We start from the raw sequence: 16139 nt of genomic DNA on the forward strand, positions 1-16139 counted from the left end.
TTTGCTGCCCTTTGTTCTGTCCATTGTAGCACGTGTGTAGCCCAGGTCATAAGGGGCATGATGATTTGACGTCATCCCCACCTTCCTCCGGTTTGTCACCGGCAGTCACCTTAGAGTGCCCAACTGAATGCTGGCAACTAAGATCAAGGGTTGCGCTCGTTGCGGGACTTAACCCAACATCTCACGACACGAGCTGACGACAACCATGCACCACCTGTCACTCTGCCCCCGAAGGGGACGTCCTATCTCTAGGATTGTCAGAGGATGTCAAGACCTGGTAAGGTTCTTCGCGTTGCTTCGAATTAAACCACATGCTCCACCGCTTGTGCGGGCCCCCGTCAATTCCTTTGAGTTTCAGTCTTGCGACCGTACTCCCCAGGCGGAGTGCTTAATGCGTTAGCTGCAGCACTAAGGGGCGGAAACCCCCTAACACTTAGCACTCATCGTTTACGGCGTGGACTACCAGGGTATCTAATCCTGTTCGCTCCCCACGCTTTCGCTCCTCAGCGTCAGTTACAGACCAGAGAGTCGCCTTCGCCACTGGTGTTCCTCCACATCTCTACGCATTTCACCGCTACACGTGGAATTCCACTCTCCTCTTCTGCACTCAAGTTCCCCAGTTTCCAATGACCCTCCCCGGTTGAGCCGGGGGCTTTCACATCAGACTTAAGAAACCGCCTGCGAGCCCTTTACGCCCAATAATTCCGGACAACGCTTGCCACCTACGTATTACCGCGGCTGCTGGCACGTAGTTAGCCGTGGCTTTCTGGTTAGGTACCGTCAAGGTGCCGCCCTATTTGAACGGCACTTGTTCTTCCCTAACAACAGAGCTTTACGATCCGAAAACCTTCATCACTCACGCGGCGTTGCTCCGTCAGACTTTCGTCCATTGCGGAAGATTCCCTACTGCTGCCTCCCGTAGGAGTCTGGGCCGTGTCTCAGTCCCAGTGTGGCCGATCACCCTCTCAGGTCGGCTACGCATCGTTGCCTTGGTGAGCCGTTACCTCACCAACTAGCTAATGCGCCGCGGGTCCATCTGTAAGTGGTAGCCGAAGCCACCTTTTATGTCTGAACCATGCGGTTCAAACAACCATCCGGTATTAGCCCCGGTTTCCCGGAGTTATCCCAGTCTTACAGGCAGGTTACCCACGTGTTACTCACCCGTCCGCCGCTAACATCAGGGAGCAAGCTCCCATCTGTCCGCTCGACTTGCATGTATTAGGCACGCCGCCAGCGTTCGTCCTGAGCCAGGATCAAACTCTCCGATAAAGTAGTTTGACTGACTACGCACATCGCTGTGCGATTTATTTAAAACTTTGAATTAACAGGTACGTTTTGTCTTGTTTAGTTTTCAAAGATCATTATAATGGAGCGGGTGATGAGAATCGAACTCACGACATCAGCTTGGAAGGCTGAGGTTTTACCACTAAACTACACCCGCGTTTGTATTGGCGCGCCCGAGAGGAGTCGAACCCCTAACCTTTTGATCCGTAGTCAAACGCTCTATCCAATTGAGCTACGGGCGCTTATCAGGCGACTTAACTATCATACTACCAATCAGTTATGATGTCAAGTGTTTTTTCATTTCTTTCGAAGTCTTTTTCTCGACTTCATTTATTATACACGATTTTGAGAATTTGCAAAGCCTTTTTTTCAAAAGATCATTTTCTCATTTGTCGTTATCGCTTTGTTCATCAGCGACGTTTAATAATATACCATGCACTTTAAATGAGGTCAACACTTTTACGAAACTTTTTTCTCACTTATTATTCCCTTCTATATAATAAATAAAATAGCAGGATTCCTAGGAACCCCGCGTCTATTCAGATTACCCGCTCACCTCAGCTTCTGCGCTATTACGATCTGTTTTTTCATAAGCACGGAAGTTTTGTTCAAGCTGTTCGAGCGACAGACCTTTCGTTTCCGGAAGGAACCTTTTCACAAATATAACGGACGCTATCCCTAATAGAACAAAAATGAAGAAAGTTACAGACAATCCGATGTTGGCGAGCAGGACCGGAAAAGTTAAACCCACAAGGAAGTTCACGATCCAGAGGCAGAAGACAGTGACCCCCATACCAAGCCCCCGCAATCGAAGCGGGAATATCTCCGACAGCATCAGCCAGGTCACCGGAGAGACAGCCCCCTGCTGAAACGCAAGGAAAGTGACTGTTAATGAAAGAACCACATAAGGAAGAGCAGGCGATCCTTTCAGCACGACAGACAGAACTCCGATCAAAAGCAGCACCGCAGTCGTTCCGATCAGCCCCGTCATCAGCATCGGGCGGCGGCCGACTTTGCCGAGAAGCCATATTCCCACAAAAGTCGCGAGCACCGAAATCACACCGTTGGCGATATTGCCGATTAATGCGGCTTTTGTCTCGAAACCGGCATCTTTTAAAATTTGAGTTCCATAATACATAATTGAATTCACGCCGGTGAGCTGCTGCACTACCGCAATTCCGATCCCGATAAACACAATGCGGCGCACCCACGGAACGGCAAGATCCTTAAAGGCGGCCTGCTCCATCTCAGCTTCCTTATGAAAGGCAGATTCAATCTCAGCGAGCTCAGACTTCGCTTTCTCTTCATTCCTTATTCGCCGGAGAACGTGCAGAGCATCTTCTTTTCTTCCTTTAGAAACAAGCCAGCGCGGACTTTCAGGAACTTTCAGCATACCGAAAAACAAGAATACCGCCGGAAGGGCCGCGATAACGAGCATATAACGCCAGGCGTGAGAGGTATCACCAAGCACATTGCCGATGATAGCATTACACGTGAAGGCAAGCAGCTGGCCCGTTACAATCATCAATTCATTTTGGGTAACCATTCTCCCTCGGCTTTCCGCCGGCGACATTTCAGCCAAATACGCCGGAACGGTTACGGATGCTCCCCCAACGGCAAGCCCCAGCAGAAAACGGGAGATGATCATAACCGATACGTTAGGCGCCAGTGTACATCCAAGCGTCGCTGCAAAGAACAAAACGGCAAGGATAAGGATATTTTTACGTCTGCCGTTATAGTCCGACAATCTCCCTCCGAAAACTGCTCCGATCGCAGCCCCCAAGAGCAGGGAGCTCGCCACCATCCCTTCAGTCAAAGCCGTAAGATTAAGCTGGTCAGCTTCCGCCATAAACGGCAGCGCCCCATTAATTACACCTGTATCGTAGCCGAAAAGTAGACCCCCGAACGTCGATACCAAAATGATGGTTCTTAAAAATGAATGCTGGCTGCTATTTTTATTCATCTTCAAATCCTCCTAGTTTTTACACAGAGATAATATCGGAATATTCAGTTATCAATATTTACACCTATAACGTCTGCATACAAGTTCTGACCGTCCAAAACAGTTATATAAGAAGAAAATGATCTGAAAGCGTTATCATTTATAGTGATTATTCGCTCTCCCCTCTCGTCAAATTGTTATTTTATAGTTACTTTGTAGTGAAGTTATAATGATATTATTGGTACTTATGTTATCATCATAATTTTAAAAGCGCTTTCAGTCAATAAATATTTCAGAAAATTTTATAACTTACCTTTATATTACCTATATGTAATCAATTTATATTTTTAATCAACTCATTTTCACGATATACTCAATAGTTAATCTCTTTTCAATAAATAATTGATTATATATTGAAAACCCCCAATCAGCAGTTGGGGGTTTTTGTTTTATTCTTCGTTTATCGTAACGATCGTTCTCCCTCTCGCTTCTCCTTTTAAAAGGGCAGGAAGCGTATCCGGCAGCTCTTCAAGTGTAATTTCCTTTTGAATAAAGGCCTCCAGATCTGCAGGCTTGAACTCATCAGCTAAACGCTGCCATGTTTTCTTTCTTGTCTCCATCGGACAGAATACGGAATCGATTCCCAAGAGACTGACGCCGCGCAATATAAACGGGAAGACTGTAGCAGGGAGTTTCGTTCCCGCTGTCAGTCCGCTCACAGCAACTGATCCGCCGTACTGAATCTGGCTGAGAACTGAAGCAAGCGGCTCACCTCCGACCGGATCGACGGCCGCTGCCCATTTTTGTTTTTGCATCGGTTTTAACGTGCCGTTATACACTTCATCACGGTGAATGACCGTCTTCGCTCCGAGGCTCTTCAAATAGCCGCTTTCTTCCTCTTTTCCCGTACTGGCCTCGACCTCGTAACCTAAGGTTGAAAGAATGGAGACGGCAAAGCTTCCGACGCCGCCTGTCGCTCCCGTCACCAGCACCTTCCCTTTTTCAGGAGCGGCATGGTTTTCTTCAAGACGCTGGACGGACAATGCGGCAGTGAAGCCGGCGGTTCCGATCGTCATGGCTTCTTTAAGTGTCAGACCTTCAGGCAGCGGCACGATCCAATCTGCCGGAATGCGGGCCATCCCGCTATAACCGCCAAAGCGGGAAACACCTATGCCGTAGCTTGTCGCAATGACTTTGTCCCCCTCTTTGAAACGGGCGTCATCTGAGGAAACGACGATTCCCGCTAAATCAATTCCCGGCACGAAAGGATACGACGTTACAATCTTGCCGTCAGGAATGGCAGCCAAGCTGTCTTTATAATTCACCCCTGAGTAGCAAACCTTAATCAGCACTTCACCCTCGGGAAGGTCCTGAACCGCCAGCTCCCGTACGCTGACTGAAAACCGGTCTTCACGTTGATCGACTACTAACGCTTTAAATTGATCTGTCATCACTACGTCTCCTTAAAATGAATTGAATGGCTTTGGAAAAGCATAGAATAAGTTTGATTTGATTTCAAATGTCCTGCCCCGTGTAGTATGATCAAAAGTAAAAACAGCGAAAGAGTGGTTACGCATCATGTCTGATAAACAAAACAAAGATAACAACAACAACAGCGGCAATCAGCCATTACCGGACATTATTCATACCGCCGTTTTCAAGGCGCCGATACAAGTTGTCTGGGATACGGTCTCCACTGCGGACGGCCTGTCTCTCTGGTTTATGCCGAATGATTTCACACCTCAAGAAGACAGTGAGTTTCAGCTGGAATCTCCGTTCGGTCCCTCTCCGTGCAAGCTGCTGGATATTGAAGCGCCGTACCGCCTTTCTTTTTCGTGGGATACGGAAGGCTGGATCGTTTCTTTTGTCTTAAAGGAAACGGAAAGCGGAGATACGGAATTCACTCTCATTCACGGCGGATGGAAAGAGCCGGAAGCCGTCATCAATAAAGTCAATCGGAAAAGCTCCGAGATTCACAGTACGATGGATCAAGGATGGAACGGGCTTGTCAACACGAAACTTCGCGGGGCGGTTGAGGCTTAACACAAAAGGACGGACACGCTTTCCGTCCTTTTTTTGATGCCGATACATAAAAACTGACTTTGCAAAGACACTAACAGAAGAACCGAAAACTTCTTTCAGGGGGCGCTGTTTATGTATTATTACAAAGAAGAGCTGATCAATATCATTAAACCGGACAAGCCGGACCCGGCCGCGGCCAAGGTGCTTCAGGAAATTTTAGGCGGGCACTACGGAGAAATGCGGACGATGATGCAATACTTTTTCCAAAGCTCTAATTTCAGAGGAAAAGAAAAACAGTTCCGTGACCTGCTTCGCGGTGTATTTTTAGAAGAGATCGCACACGTTGAACTCGTCCAGAGTACGATTAATGCGCTGCTAGATGAAAGCGGCGCTGAGGGCGCCGGAAACCAGGCAGCAGATCAGGCGCCGCTTGACGAAGCGGTTAAACACGCCAATCCGCACCATTTTATCATCGGGGCGCAAAGTTCTCTTCCTGTAGACGCCGGCGGCAATCCATGGAACGGGTCTTGGGTATACAACCACGGGAATCTGATTTCCGATTTATTGGACAATGTCGTGCTGGAATCAACCGGCGTGCTGCAAAAGACGCGCATTTATGAAATGAGTTCAAATCAGACGTTCAGAGAAACACTCGGTTTTCTGATCGTCCGTGACAACGCCCATCAAAATGCATTTACAAAAGCGTTGGAAACACTGGGTGTCGAATGGGGCAAATTATTTCCCGTTCCGAATTATGATATTGAAAAATACCCGGAATGCCGGAAATTCGTTGAGATGGGTTATCATAATACCCAATTTAATTTCAGACTGGATCCGACACGGATCGGAGAAATTCTGCAGGGAACGACGCCGAGCCGAAACGGCGGCGAATTAAGTGTGTCCGAGCCTCCTAAAGGTTTCCCCGTGCCGGAACTTCCCGAGCTTCCGAATGAGCACAGCCCCGGACTGAAAGATATGAACTTGTAACAAAAAACGCCTGTTTCGGGCGTTTTTTGTTTTTCTGAATATGAGGTTTGAATGTGTTTAAAACGGGGAATATAAGCCGGGAGATCTTGCCATACGGCCGTTATTATAATGTGAGCACATTGCTGTACATACTTCGTTTCGAAAGTTGTCCTAATTTTCCAGCCGGCCGGCTGGGTATGTTTGAATGATAATGGGAATTATGTAAAGAGAACAATGTCTTTTCTAAGGAGGCAGCGAATGTCTAAGCAAGGAAACTTCCAGAAAACTATGTCACTTTTTGATCTTATTTTAATCGGCATGGGAGCCATATTCGGTTCGGCATGGCTGTTTGCCGTCAGTAACGTCGCCTCTAAAGCGGGCCCATCAGGCGTTTTTTCCTGGCTGATCGGCGGGGGAATCATCTTATTGATCGGCTTGGTTTATGCGGAACTGGGCGCCGCGCTGCCGCGGACCGGGGGAATTATCCGGTATCCCGTATATTCACACGGGCACCTGGTCGGATATTTAATTTCCTTTGTCACCATTGTGGCATACACGAGTCTTATTTCTATAGAAGTCACGGCAGTCCGCCAATACGTGGCGTATTGGTTTCCCGGTTTGACCGTAAAAGGCTCCGATTCTCCGACAATTGCCGGGTGGATATTGCAATTTGCGCTGCTCTGCCTGTTCTTCCTCCTCAATTACTGGAGTGTCAAAACCTTTGCGAAAGCAAACTTCATTATTTCGATTTTTAAATATGTCGTACCGATTACGGTAATTGTGGTACTGATTTTTCATTTTCACCCGGGCAATATGACCGTTCACGGATTCGCGCCTTTCGGCTTCACCGGAATTCAGGCCGCGATTTCCACAGGCGGCGTCATGTTTGCATACCTTGGGCTGCATCCGATTGTGGCTGTCGCGAGTGAAGTGCAGAATCCGAAGCGGAACATTCCGATCGCATTGATTGTCTGTATTATCGTGTCTACTATTATTTACACCGTGCTGCAGCTCACTTTTATCGGGGCGATCCCGGCGGATACCCTGAAGCACGGATGGCCGGCTATCGGGACTGAATTCTCCCTTCCGTTCAAAGATATCGCCGTTTTGCTCGGTTTGGGGTGGCTGGCGACATTGGTCATTTTAGATGCGATTTTATCACCGGGCGGTAACGGAAATATCTTTATGAATACGACTTCACGTCTCGTCTATGCCTGGGCCAGAAACGGAACATTATTCAGCATTTTTTCTAAAGTCAATAAAGAAACCGGGACACCGCGTGCCTCCCTTTGGCTTTCGTTCGGTCTGGCTGTTTTTTGGACGCTTCCGTTCCCTTCTTGGAACGCTCTTGTCAACGTATGCTCCGTCGCATTGATTCTGTCTTATGCGATTGCGCCGATTTCTTCTGCGGCGCTGAGAGTCAACGCGAAGAATATTAACAGACCGTTTTATTTAAAAGGGATGAGCATCATCGGACCGCTGTCGTTTATTTTTACCTCTTATATTGTATATTGGTCCGGATGGCGCACCGTATCCTGGCTTCTCGGTTCTCAAATTGTCATGTTTCTGATCTATCTCTGTTTCAGTAAATATGCTCCCAAAGATGATGTCAGCATACGGCAGCAGCTGAAATCAGCATGGTGGATCGTCGGCTTTTATGTCATGATGCTGATTTTCTCCTATCTCGGCTCGTTCGGCCACGGATTGGGCATTATCAGCAATCCGCTTGACCTGATTCTGATCGCCATCGGTTCGCTCGGTATTTATTATTGGGCAAAATATACGGGTCTGCCGAAGGCTATGATCGACAGTGATAAATGACGAATGCCGGAAAGAAGTTTGGTCTTCTTTCCGGTATTTTTATTTTAAAGGATGACAAAAAAGCGAACATGCGATAAAATGAATGACAGTCATTCATAAAAGGAGGAACCTCTCTATTGGCAAAACAAAGCTCGGGAAAATACGAAAAGATCCTGCAAGCCGCGATTGAAGTCATTTCTGAAAAAGGTTTAGACAAAGCATCCATTTCAGAAATCGTCAAAAAAGCCGGCACGGCCCAAGGTACGTTTTACTTATATTTTTCTTCTAAAAACGCACTGATATCCGCGATTGCAGAAAACCTGCTCGACACTACGCTGGACAGAATAAAAGGGAAAACGGACGGTTCTGAAGATTTTTGGACGTTGCTGGACATTTTGGTAGATGAGACATTTCACATCACCCGGCTTCATAAAGATATTATCGTTCTCTGTTATTCCGGTCTTGCCATCGATCATTCAATGGAGAAATGGGAAGCCATTTATCAGCCTTATTATTCCTGGCTGGAAGGCGTGATCAATACGGCCATTGAACAGGGTGAGGTCCACAGCGGCATTCATGTCAGATGGACGGCCAGAACGATTATCAACGTTGTCGAGAACGCGGCTGAACGGTTTTATATCGGCTGTGAACAGGATGTCGATCTCGAAGTATATAAAAAAGAAATATTCAGCTTTCTCAAAAGAAGCTTGCAGAAATGATTGGCGGAGACCGATCATTTTTGATCGCCGTAAAAATGACTGACATTCATTCATAACTGAGGTGACTGTATCATGTATTGGCTGCTTGTATTGATAGCCGGACTGTTAGAAGTCGTTTGGGCGTCCGCCCTGAAGCATGCGGATTCGCTCTTTGATTGGATCGGTATTTTCCTTCTGATTGCCGTCAGCTTTCTGATGCTGATCCGCTCTTATAAAAAAATTCCGATGGCTGCCGCATATACCGTTTTTGTCGGAATAGGCACCGTCGGCACATATGTAACGGGCGTCATTTTAGGCGAATCGTTTTCAATCGGGCAAATATTCTTTTTGGCTTTGCTGTTGTCCGGCATTTTAGGAATGAAGGTATTTACGAAAGAAACTGAAACAAGGGGTGAACATTAATGGCATGGCTGCTGTTATTTATTGCCGGAGCGGAGGAAGTTGTAGCGGCCGTTGCCATGAAACATATTGACGGTTTTAAAAAAAAGTGGCCGCTGATTGTCATGGTAACAGGCTTTATGCTTTCATTCTTTTGCCTTTCCGGAGCGATGCAGGTTCTTCCCACAGGTGTCGCGTATGCGGCTTGGACCGGCATGGGAAGCATCGGTGTTTCGGCCGTGGGCATACTTTGGTTTAAAGAAAAATTCAACCTGTCACAATTGGTGTCTCTGGGGCTTATCCTCATCGGTGTCATCGGCTTAAAACTGACAGCGTGACGGCCTGAGACAGCTTTTTAAATAAAAAACAAAGGACCCTAAGCGGGCCCTTTGTTTTTTTATGCTGTTTTGATCTGTTCCGCTTTTCCCGCTCCGACTCCGAAAATGAAGATCAGAACGGAGACTGCGATCAGCATGAATAACGGAACCGTCCAGCCGTGCGTGATGTCATGCAGCAAACCGAATACGAGCGGCCCGAACGCGGCAAGCAGGTATCCGAATGACTGTGCCATGCCGGAAAGCGCCGCGGCTTCATGAACGTGCCGGGTCCGCAGGCTGAAGAACATCATCGCCAGACTGAACGCACAGCCTCCCGCAATTCCGATCAAAATGACCCATAGCGGAGTGAGAGCCGGGCTTCCGAAAAGAACGCCGGCAATGCCGATAAGGAAAAATAAAGCCGTCAGTCCGGCGAGTGCGCGCTGATTTTTCATTTTAGCGGCAGCGATCGGCACGATAAAAGTAATCGGCAGGACTGAGAATTGCATTAATGAAAGCATCCATCCCGCCTTACTTGAGCTGAGTCCATTCTGCTGAAGAATTTCCGGCAGCCAAGCGATGACGGTGTAAAAAATAAGGGATTGCAGCCCCATGAACATCGTCACCTTCCAAGCCAGCGGAGACCGCAGCAGACTGCTTTTCTTCTCTCCGTTTGTCCCAGTCGTGCGGACGGGCAGTTCGCGTCCTCGCATTTGCGGAATCCACATGACAAACGCAATGAAAGAAAGGATAGCCCAGCAGCCGAGCGCGCCTTTCCAGCCTAACCCCGCTGAAGAGGCGATCGGCACGCTGATGCCGGATGCAATCGCGCCGCACAGATTCATAGAAACCGAGTAGACGCCGGTCATGATGCCTAAATTTCCGGGAAACTTATGTTTAATGAGACTCGGCAGCAGGACGTTGCATACGGCGATCGACAATCCCAACAGGATCGTTCCGAAAAAGAGAGTGCCGATTCCGGCGATGGAGCGCAGCAGAGTTCCGGCTGTCAGGACAATTAATGATGACAGTAAGACAATCTCGGTCCCGAAGCGCCGGGACAATAAAGGAACAAACGGCGACAGACATGCAAAGGCCAAAAGCGGCACTGTCGTAATGGTGCCGGCAGCCGCATTGGTCATGCCGAGGCTGTCCCGAATTGAGGAAACGAGCGGCCCGACCGATGTCAGAGGCGCTCTGAGGTTGGCCCCTATCAATATGACTCCGATGACCAGCAATATCAGTTTTTTACGCTGACTTGCTTGCAGAATTTGATGTTCGTCTTTAATTTTCATGTTCATCCTCCATGTGTATTGTATCTTTAAATACTCTGATGTATTGGTTGACGGCCTCCATGGCCTGATCCGGTTTCTGTCCGATAATCGCGGCGGCAAGCTGGGTGTGGATCCGGATAGCAGGGGTGATTTCCAACAGGTTATGGACTGACGCACAAAGCGCCTCCGTCATATGCTCGTATAGATCAGAAAGCATGTTGTTATGGGCCGCCTGTACAATTGTTTTGTGCAGCTTAATGTCGGCTTCGGCATACCGTTTTCGATCTTCATTTTGCAAGGCCGCTTCACATTCATCCAAGCATGCCTTCAGTGCTTTCAGGTCTTCGTCATTACGCCTTTCCGCCGCCAATCGTGCAGCTTCTCTTTCGAGTGCGTATCTGACTTCTAATGTTTCAAGCAAATTTGATTTTTTAATATGGCGGTAAAATGCCGCGCCGAGAACACTGGATGAGCTGACATACGTACCGCTTCCCTGCCTTGTCTGAAGCAGGCCGGCATGTACGAGCGCCCGAATGGCCTCACGCAATGTGTTTCGGCTCACATCAAATTGCTTCATTAAATCCAGCTCAGGGGGAATGCGCGTCCCGACCGGCCATTTATCCGATTGAATTAACGATTCAATTTGCGCCACCACTTGTTCTACGAGCGACAGTCTGCTTGTTTTGGATATCTCCATCAAAACACCTCTGAAATTTGTAGGATGATTCTATCATTGGGTAATATAACATAAAAGAAGCGAAGATGTAAATCAGCGGCAACAAAAAAAGAGTGAGTTTTTCTCTCACTCTTCGGCGCTTTATGAACGTTTTATATTGACTGAGGTCACGACAAACTTGTCATGACGGTGGCGGGAAAATGAATATTCAAAGGGAGTGCCGTTGTCCAAAAAGCCTACATGCTCGACTTCAAGTATCGGGTCATCCGGCCGGCAGCCGAGATATTGCTGATCCATATCATCCGACTTGCACGCTCTGATTTTTCTGTGTGAGCCTGCGATTTTGAGCTGGAGTTCCCGCGTAATATGATCGTAGATGGAATGGTTGAGCACCTCGTCATTAATGCCGGGTATAAGGCTCGCCGGCATGTACGTTTTTTCAAGAACGTACGGTTCGCCTTCAACGATTCTGAGCCTCACTACATAATAGACGGGAGTCTTTTCATCGATGGCCAAATGTGCGGCGACATCTTGAGACGGAAACTGCACTTCAAACCGGATGACCTTGCTCTTGATATCTTTGCCTTTTAACAAATTGCTCAAGCCGAGAATTTCGTTGCTGACTACGTGAACGTGCTCATCCTGCATGGCTGATTGAATGATAAACGTGCCGTGCCCTCTTTTTCTGAAAAGCATCCCTTCAGCCGCAAGTGTATCAAGCGCCCGCTTCATCGTCATCCGGCTGCACCCGAACTCCGCAGCGAGCGTCTTTTCATCCGGGATCGGCTGATCTATGTCATATACACTGCTTTTAATCCTCTTTCTCATTTCGTTGGCGATTTTTTCGTACTTATTCATCGGTTTCCTCCGGCTGTATAATGTTTGATCTGTATAGACTCCTTACGGTTATCATAAATTTTTTTCCCTGCTTCATCAATGACGTTACAGGCGCCGATATTGAAATTTGAAAGGATTTCCTCGAATTTTCTATGGAATCTCCCTCACTATTATGGTAGAATTTTTTGCAGAAACGGACACAACCGAATATTGCATACATTGTATAACCTCAATGATATGGTTTGAGGGTGTCTACCAGGAACCGTAAAATCCTGATTACAAAAATTGTCCCGTACACTTTTTGTAATCAGGATTTTTTATTTTCTAAAAAATAAAAAAAGGAGTATCTGTACATGAATTTCAAAGTATTTCTGCTTGCAGCATCTACCATCGCAGTCGGATTGGTTGAATTAATTGTGGGCGGTATTCTTCCGCAAATCGCTTCCGACTTAGATATATCCATCGTCAGCGCGGGGCAGCTGATCAGCGTGTTTGCGCTCGGTTACGCGGTATCCGGCCCTCTGCTTTTGGCAGTGACGGCAAAGGCTGAACGAAAGCGTCTTTATTTAATCGCACTGTTTATTTTCTTCCTAAGTAATCTGGTCGCTTATTTCAGTCCCAATTTCGCCGTACTTATGGTGTCACGGGTGCTCGCTTCCATGAGCACAGGACTGATTGTCGTCCTTTCTTTAACGATTGCTCCTAAAATCGTGGCACCTGAATACAGAGCGCGGGCGATCGGCATCATTTTCATGGGGTTCAGCTCCGCAATCGCTTTAGGCGTGCCTGTCGGTATTATCATCAGCAATGCCTTCGGATGGCGCGTTCTGTTCTTGGGAATCGGCGTATTATCTCTCGTTTCCATGCTGATTATCAGCGTCTTTTTCGAAAAAATACCTGCTGAAAAAATGATTCCGTTTCGTGAGCAGATCAAGACGATCGGGACCGCCAAAATTGCCAGCGCACATCTTGTCACCTTGTTTACATTGGCGGGGCATTACACACTCTATGCCTACTTTGCGCCTTTTTTGGAAAGAACGCTTCATTTGAGTTCCGTTTGGGTCAGTGTATGCTACTTTTTGTTCGGTCTGTCAGCGGTATGCGGCGGCCCGTTCGGAGGCTGGCTGTATGACCGTTTAGGAGCATTTAAAAGCATCATGCTTGTGACCGTTTCTTTCGCTCTGATCCTGTTTATTCTTCCGCTGACAACGGTTTCTTTAATCATTTTCCTGCCTGCGATGGTGATCTGGGGATTGCTCAGCTGGAGCCTTGCGCCGGCGCAGCAAAGTTATTTAATCAAAATTGCGCCTGAGTCTTCCGATATTCAGCAAAGCTTCAACACGTCCGCTTTGCAGATCGGCATCGCGCTCGGGTCAGCCATCGGCGGCGGCGTGATCGGACAAACCGGTTCAGTCACAGCAACAGCCTGGTGCGGAGGTTTGATTGTCATTATCGCTGTCGCGTTAGCTGTATTCTCTTTAACGAGACCTGCTTTGAAAAGAAAATCCGCATAAATGTGAGACCGCAAAAAAGCCAAAGGAGTTCCTTCGGCTTTGGCGGTCTTTTTATTTTGCGGCAGCAAGCTCGTCTTCTGTCACCCATTTATGATTGGTTACTTTTTGGCCGCCGTCAGTCGGTGTATAGTCGACCATATAAACGGTTGTCTTTTTGGCTGAATCAATAACGGCTTCGGCGCCCTTCATGCCTTTCATATGGGATGCCTCGATCACGGCCTTGTCACCCGGTTTTAACGTTTTATTACCGGCGCCCTTCAGCTCTTCCTGAATGACCCATTTATGATCTTCGACGCGCTTTCCTCCCGTTTCCGGAGTGTAAGATACACTGTAAACCGTTGTATCATAAGCACCTTTTACGGTTCCTTGCGCATTTTTCATGCCTTTCATATGAGAAGCTAAAATCATGACGTCACTGCCGACCTTATAAGTCGGATTTTCGGCCTTCTTTAAACCTTTCGGCACCTCGGATGAACCTGAGTGATTCATGTCTTCGTGAGAGTGCGTTTCTTTGTCTTTCGCTTTTTCGCTTCCTCCTGAAGATTGGCTGTTGCATCCGGCAAGCGCCAGAACGGGGATCAGGAGAAACATGCTGAATAAAAATAGTCTCGCTTTCATTTCAAGAACTCCTTTGCCTTTTTGATTTTTCACTTTCCCTTTCGTTTCTTCGGTAAAACAAAAAGATGGCCTGTCATTTCTCCTAATTCTTCAAATCTCTCTTTATTGCCTTTCATCAGGTGAAATTGTTCACAAAATGTACACATTAATGGAGATGCAGTATAATTCAATTATCAGATAATAGGGGGAACTCATCATGAAAACGAAGGTTTTTGCGGTGGTATTGGGCGCTGTTTTAATGATTGCGGGGTTGGTTTTGGCAGAGGTTTCGCTTTATATGGAATACATCACAATGCTCGGAGCTATGATTTTTTCTTCTATATTTATGTCAGAGCCGAAAAGAAAATTTCGCGTCATCAAAGGGGTTTGACTTTTCTATTACCGCCGTCTTCTCAGGACGGCGGTTTTGTTTTGCATGTCACTCAGTCTATCCGCACAGCCGTTTCTTCTGTGCCGTCCTGATATAAAACAAAATGCGGGGCTGTTTGTGCTTTATCACCTGCAAATTCAATTTCAAGCGGCAGCGCCCTGACAAAATAACGGGTTTCCGTCATTGGGAATAATTCGAATGGTGTCTGCCCGTCTATTGTAAGATACAATCGGTTTTCTTTTACCGCCGCCGATGCATGTGTGTCATCCTGAAATGAGTAATTGCCGGTAAATCTGCTGTAAATCGCAGGATCGATATCTGCTTTTTTCTGATCTGCCGGACGTTTCGGAATCACGTATGGCTGATCAAATAAGATGTTTACAGCCGCGGCAATTACAGCTTGTTCAAATTGATACGATTGTTCCATATTGCTGAGATAAATCAGTGTTTTATTCTGGTCAATATACCGGATCATCAGAGTTGAATAGCCCGGCCAGCCTCCGTCGTGACTGATAACCTTCCCTTTTTGCCGGCTGTTTTGAATCATCCAGCCAAATCCGTATCCGAATTGCTCTTCTTCATTCCAATAGCCCGGTGTAAACGCTTGATCTTTAGACTCTTTGCCGATGATTTCTTCCGTATAAAGAGCCTGATCAAACAGATATAAATCTCTAATAGCGGAGTTAACGGTTCCGTCACCTTGAATCCCGTCAAGAAAGACGACATAATCGGTTTCCTCAAGATCATCCGGCAGCACATATTCTCCGGAATGAACATCATACACATAGCCATATGCATAGTTCGGGATGTTTTCTTTACTCAGCCTTCTGTTATAAATCCGCGTATCGTGCATACGAAGCGGATGAAATACGGCTTGTTTCATAAATTCAGCAAAACTCATGCCTGATACAATTTCTATAATAACCGCTAACACCACATACCCCGTATTACTGTACAGCCACTCCTTGCCCGGCGGGAAATAAGCATCCGGCTTATGCTGCTTAAGCATATCGATCACATCTTGATTAACGGCAATTCTGTCCCGGTCCCAATGTGTTAAGAACAACTCCATATAGTCCGGCAATCCTGACGTATGATGGAGTAAATGCCGAATGGTAATGCCCGGATAAGGAAAATCAGGAAGCCACTGCTCTATCATATCGTCATAACGCAGCTTCCCTTGCTGCTCTAAAATGATAACGCCCAAAGCTGTAAACGGCTTCGATACTGAGGCCAATTCAAAGACCGATTGGTCATTCAGCATCCTCTTTGTATTCAGTTCTGCAGCGCCGAATGCCCCCTGGTATAAGATGCGGCCGTTTTCCGCTGCCAATACAGCGCCGTTTATTTCATGCCTTTCGTCTAAAGTGCTGAAAAGCTGTTCAAAAGCTTGTTTTTTCTTATCGTTCATTTCACGAACCT

At 47.1% G+C, this 16139-nt stretch carries 15 protein-coding genes, 2 tRNA genes, 1 rRNA gene and 1 riboswitch (1 of these 19 running past the window's edge); of the genes, 8 read left to right on the forward strand and 10 right to left on the reverse strand.

The genetic code is table 11. The features are described 5' to 3' along the window. The 5 genes from CXL14_RS00295 to CXL14_RS00315 form a co-directional block, all read right to left on the reverse strand. A 16S ribosomal RNA gene (locus CXL14_RS00295) occupies positions 1 to 1269 on the reverse strand (it extends 281 nt beyond the left edge of the window). Between the two features lie 98 nt (positions 1270 to 1367). After that, positions 1368 to 1441: transfer RNA gene (locus CXL14_RS00300), tRNA-Gly, on the reverse strand. A gap of 8 nt (positions 1442 to 1449) precedes the next feature. Next, positions 1450 to 1526, reverse strand: a tRNA-Arg gene (locus CXL14_RS00305). Between the two features lie 302 nt (positions 1527 to 1828). Continuing rightward, entirely contained in the window at positions 1829 to 3247 is a 1419-nt protein-coding gene (locus tag CXL14_RS00310) for a sugar porter family MFS transporter (RefSeq protein ID WP_014417062.1), read from the reverse strand. A gap of 428 nt (positions 3248 to 3675) precedes the next feature. Continuing rightward, positions 3676 to 4677 (reverse strand): NADPH:quinone oxidoreductase family protein, encoded by a 1002-nt coding sequence (locus CXL14_RS00315; RefSeq protein ID WP_014417061.1) that lies wholly within the window; start codon positions 4675 to 4677, stop codon positions 3676 to 3678. A gap of 127 nt (positions 4678 to 4804) precedes the next feature. On the opposite strand from CXL14_RS00315, the gene CXL14_RS00320 reads away from it, so the two are divergent. The 6 genes from CXL14_RS00320 to CXL14_RS00345 all read left to right on the forward strand — a co-directional run bounded on the left by CXL14_RS00320 (position 4805) and on the right by CXL14_RS00345 (position 9449). Then, positions 4805 to 5269, forward strand: coding sequence for an SRPBCC family protein (locus CXL14_RS00320; RefSeq protein WP_014417060.1), 465 nt, complete (start codon positions 4805 to 4807; stop codon positions 5267 to 5269). A gap of 111 nt (positions 5270 to 5380) precedes the next feature. Continuing rightward, positions 5381 to 6235, forward strand: a complete 855-nt coding sequence (locus CXL14_RS00325; RefSeq protein ID WP_014417059.1) for a manganese catalase family protein — start codon at positions 5381 to 5383, stop codon at positions 6233 to 6235. A gap of 237 nt (positions 6236 to 6472) precedes the next feature. Further along, complete coding sequence (locus CXL14_RS00330; RefSeq protein WP_007409293.1) at positions 6473 to 8035, forward strand: APC family permease; 1563 nt, start codon at positions 6473 to 6475, stop codon at positions 8033 to 8035. A 116-nt stretch (positions 8036 to 8151) separates the two neighbouring features. Continuing rightward, positions 8152 to 8733, forward strand: a complete 582-nt coding sequence (locus CXL14_RS00335) for a TetR/AcrR family transcriptional regulator (RefSeq protein WP_007409294.1) — start codon at positions 8152 to 8154, stop codon at positions 8731 to 8733. Between the two features lie 72 nt (positions 8734 to 8805). Then, positions 8806 to 9135: a DMT family transporter gene (locus CXL14_RS00340; RefSeq protein ID WP_003156023.1), complete on the forward strand. Its 330-nt coding sequence runs from the start codon at positions 8806 to 8808 to the stop codon at positions 9133 to 9135. Further along, positions 9135 to 9449, forward strand: a complete 315-nt coding sequence (locus CXL14_RS00345; protein WP_003156024.1) for a DMT family transporter — start codon at positions 9135 to 9137, stop codon at positions 9447 to 9449. The genes CXL14_RS00340 and CXL14_RS00345 overlap by 1 nt, the downstream gene beginning before the upstream one ends. A 59-nt stretch (positions 9450 to 9508) precedes the next feature. On the opposite strand, the gene CXL14_RS00350 is transcribed toward CXL14_RS00345, so the two are convergent. The 3 genes from CXL14_RS00350 to CXL14_RS00360 all read right to left on the reverse strand — a co-directional run bounded on the left by CXL14_RS00350 (position 9509) and on the right by CXL14_RS00360 (position 12236). Further along, a complete protein-coding gene (locus tag CXL14_RS00350; protein WP_012116961.1) occupies positions 9509 to 10723 on the reverse strand; it encodes a CynX/NimT family MFS transporter in 1215 nt (404 codons plus the stop codon). Further along, positions 10713 to 11399 carry a FadR/GntR family transcriptional regulator gene (locus CXL14_RS00355; RefSeq protein WP_014417058.1) on the reverse strand — a complete coding sequence of 229 codons (687 nt, stop codon included), beginning with the start codon at positions 11397 to 11399 and terminating at the stop codon, positions 10713 to 10715. The genes CXL14_RS00350 and CXL14_RS00355 overlap by 11 nt, the downstream gene beginning before the upstream one ends. A gap of 120 nt (positions 11400 to 11519) precedes the next feature. Next, the gene (locus CXL14_RS00360; protein WP_014417057.1) at positions 11520 to 12236 is read right to left on the reverse strand and encodes a GntR family transcriptional regulator; all 717 of its coding nucleotides are present in this window, start codon (positions 12234 to 12236) and stop codon (positions 11520 to 11522) included. Positions 12237 to 12414: 178 nt separating this feature from the next. Then, positions 12415 to 12514, forward strand: a riboswitch (purine riboswitch). A 54-nt stretch (positions 12515 to 12568) separates the two neighbouring features. Here CXL14_RS00360 and CXL14_RS00365 point away from each other — a divergent pair. Beyond that, positions 12569 to 13729: an MFS transporter gene (locus CXL14_RS00365; RefSeq protein ID WP_007409299.1), complete on the forward strand. Its 1161-nt coding sequence runs from the start codon at positions 12569 to 12571 to the stop codon at positions 13727 to 13729. 51 nt (positions 13730 to 13780) lie between these two features. Here CXL14_RS00365 and CXL14_RS00370 read toward each other — a convergent pair whose 3' ends face one another. Next, positions 13781 to 14347 (reverse strand): YdhK family protein, encoded by a 567-nt coding sequence (locus tag CXL14_RS00370; RefSeq protein WP_014417056.1) that lies wholly within the window; start codon positions 14345 to 14347, stop codon positions 13781 to 13783. A 196-nt stretch (positions 14348 to 14543) separates the two neighbouring features. Here CXL14_RS00370 and CXL14_RS20125 point away from each other — a divergent pair, with 196 nt between their 5' ends. Further along, positions 14544 to 14717: a hypothetical protein gene (locus CXL14_RS20125; RefSeq protein WP_007409301.1), complete on the forward strand. Its 174-nt coding sequence runs from the start codon at positions 14544 to 14546 to the stop codon at positions 14715 to 14717. Positions 14718 to 14769: 52 nt separating this feature from the next. Here the strand turns inward: CXL14_RS20125 and CXL14_RS00375 are convergent, their stop codons facing one another. Beyond that, entirely contained in the window at positions 14770 to 16128 is a 1359-nt protein-coding gene (locus CXL14_RS00375; RefSeq protein WP_014417055.1) for a serine hydrolase domain-containing protein, read from the reverse strand. Positions 16129 to 16139 lie beyond the last annotated feature (11 nt).

Origin of the sequence: Bacillus sp. SJ-10 (assembly GCF_002843505.1) — a bacterium.
GTDB lineage: Bacteria > Bacillota > Bacilli > Bacillales > Bacillaceae > Bacillus > Bacillus velezensis.

Excerpts from the sequence above, each read along its gene's own strand:
- CXL14_RS00365 (WP_007409299.1), top strand. The coding sequence starts at position 12,569 with ATGAATTTCAAAGTATTTCTGCTTGCAGCATCTACCATCGCAGTCGGA.
- CXL14_RS00320 (WP_014417060.1), top strand. The coding sequence starts at position 4,805 with ATGTCTGATAAACAAAACAAAGATAACAACAACAACAGCGGCAATCAG.
- CXL14_RS00360 (WP_014417057.1), bottom strand. The coding sequence starts at position 12,236 with ATGAATAAGTACGAAAAAATCGCCAACGAAATGAGAAAGAGGATTAAA.
- CXL14_RS00355 (WP_014417058.1), bottom strand. The coding sequence starts at position 11,399 with ATGGAGATATCCAAAACAAGCAGACTGTCGCTCGTAGAACAAGTGGTG.
- CXL14_RS00310 (WP_014417062.1), bottom strand. The coding sequence starts at position 3,247 with ATGAATAAAAATAGCAGCCAGCATTCATTTTTAAGAACCATCATTTTG.
- CXL14_RS00375 (WP_014417055.1), bottom strand. The coding sequence starts at position 16,128 with ATGAACGATAAGAAAAAACAAGCTTTTGAACAGCTTTTCAGCACTTTA.
- CXL14_RS00350 (WP_012116961.1), bottom strand. The coding sequence starts at position 10,723 with ATGAAAATTAAAGACGAACATCAAATTCTGCAAGCAAGTCAGCGTAAA.
- CXL14_RS00370 (WP_014417056.1), bottom strand. The coding sequence starts at position 14,347 with ATGAAAGCGAGACTATTTTTATTCAGCATGTTTCTCCTGATCCCCGTT.
- CXL14_RS20125 (WP_007409301.1), top strand. The coding sequence starts at position 14,544 with ATGAAAACGAAGGTTTTTGCGGTGGTATTGGGCGCTGTTTTAATGATT.
- CXL14_RS00325 (WP_014417059.1), top strand. The coding sequence starts at position 5,381 with ATGTATTATTACAAAGAAGAGCTGATCAATATCATTAAACCGGACAAG.
- CXL14_RS00340 (WP_003156023.1), top strand. The coding sequence starts at position 8,806 with ATGTATTGGCTGCTTGTATTGATAGCCGGACTGTTAGAAGTCGTTTGG.
- CXL14_RS00345 (WP_003156024.1), top strand. The coding sequence starts at position 9,135 with ATGGCATGGCTGCTGTTATTTATTGCCGGAGCGGAGGAAGTTGTAGCG.
- CXL14_RS00315 (WP_014417061.1), bottom strand. The coding sequence starts at position 4,677 with ATGACAGATCAATTTAAAGCGTTAGTAGTCGATCAACGTGAAGACCGG.
- CXL14_RS00330 (WP_007409293.1), top strand. The coding sequence starts at position 6,473 with ATGTCTAAGCAAGGAAACTTCCAGAAAACTATGTCACTTTTTGATCTT.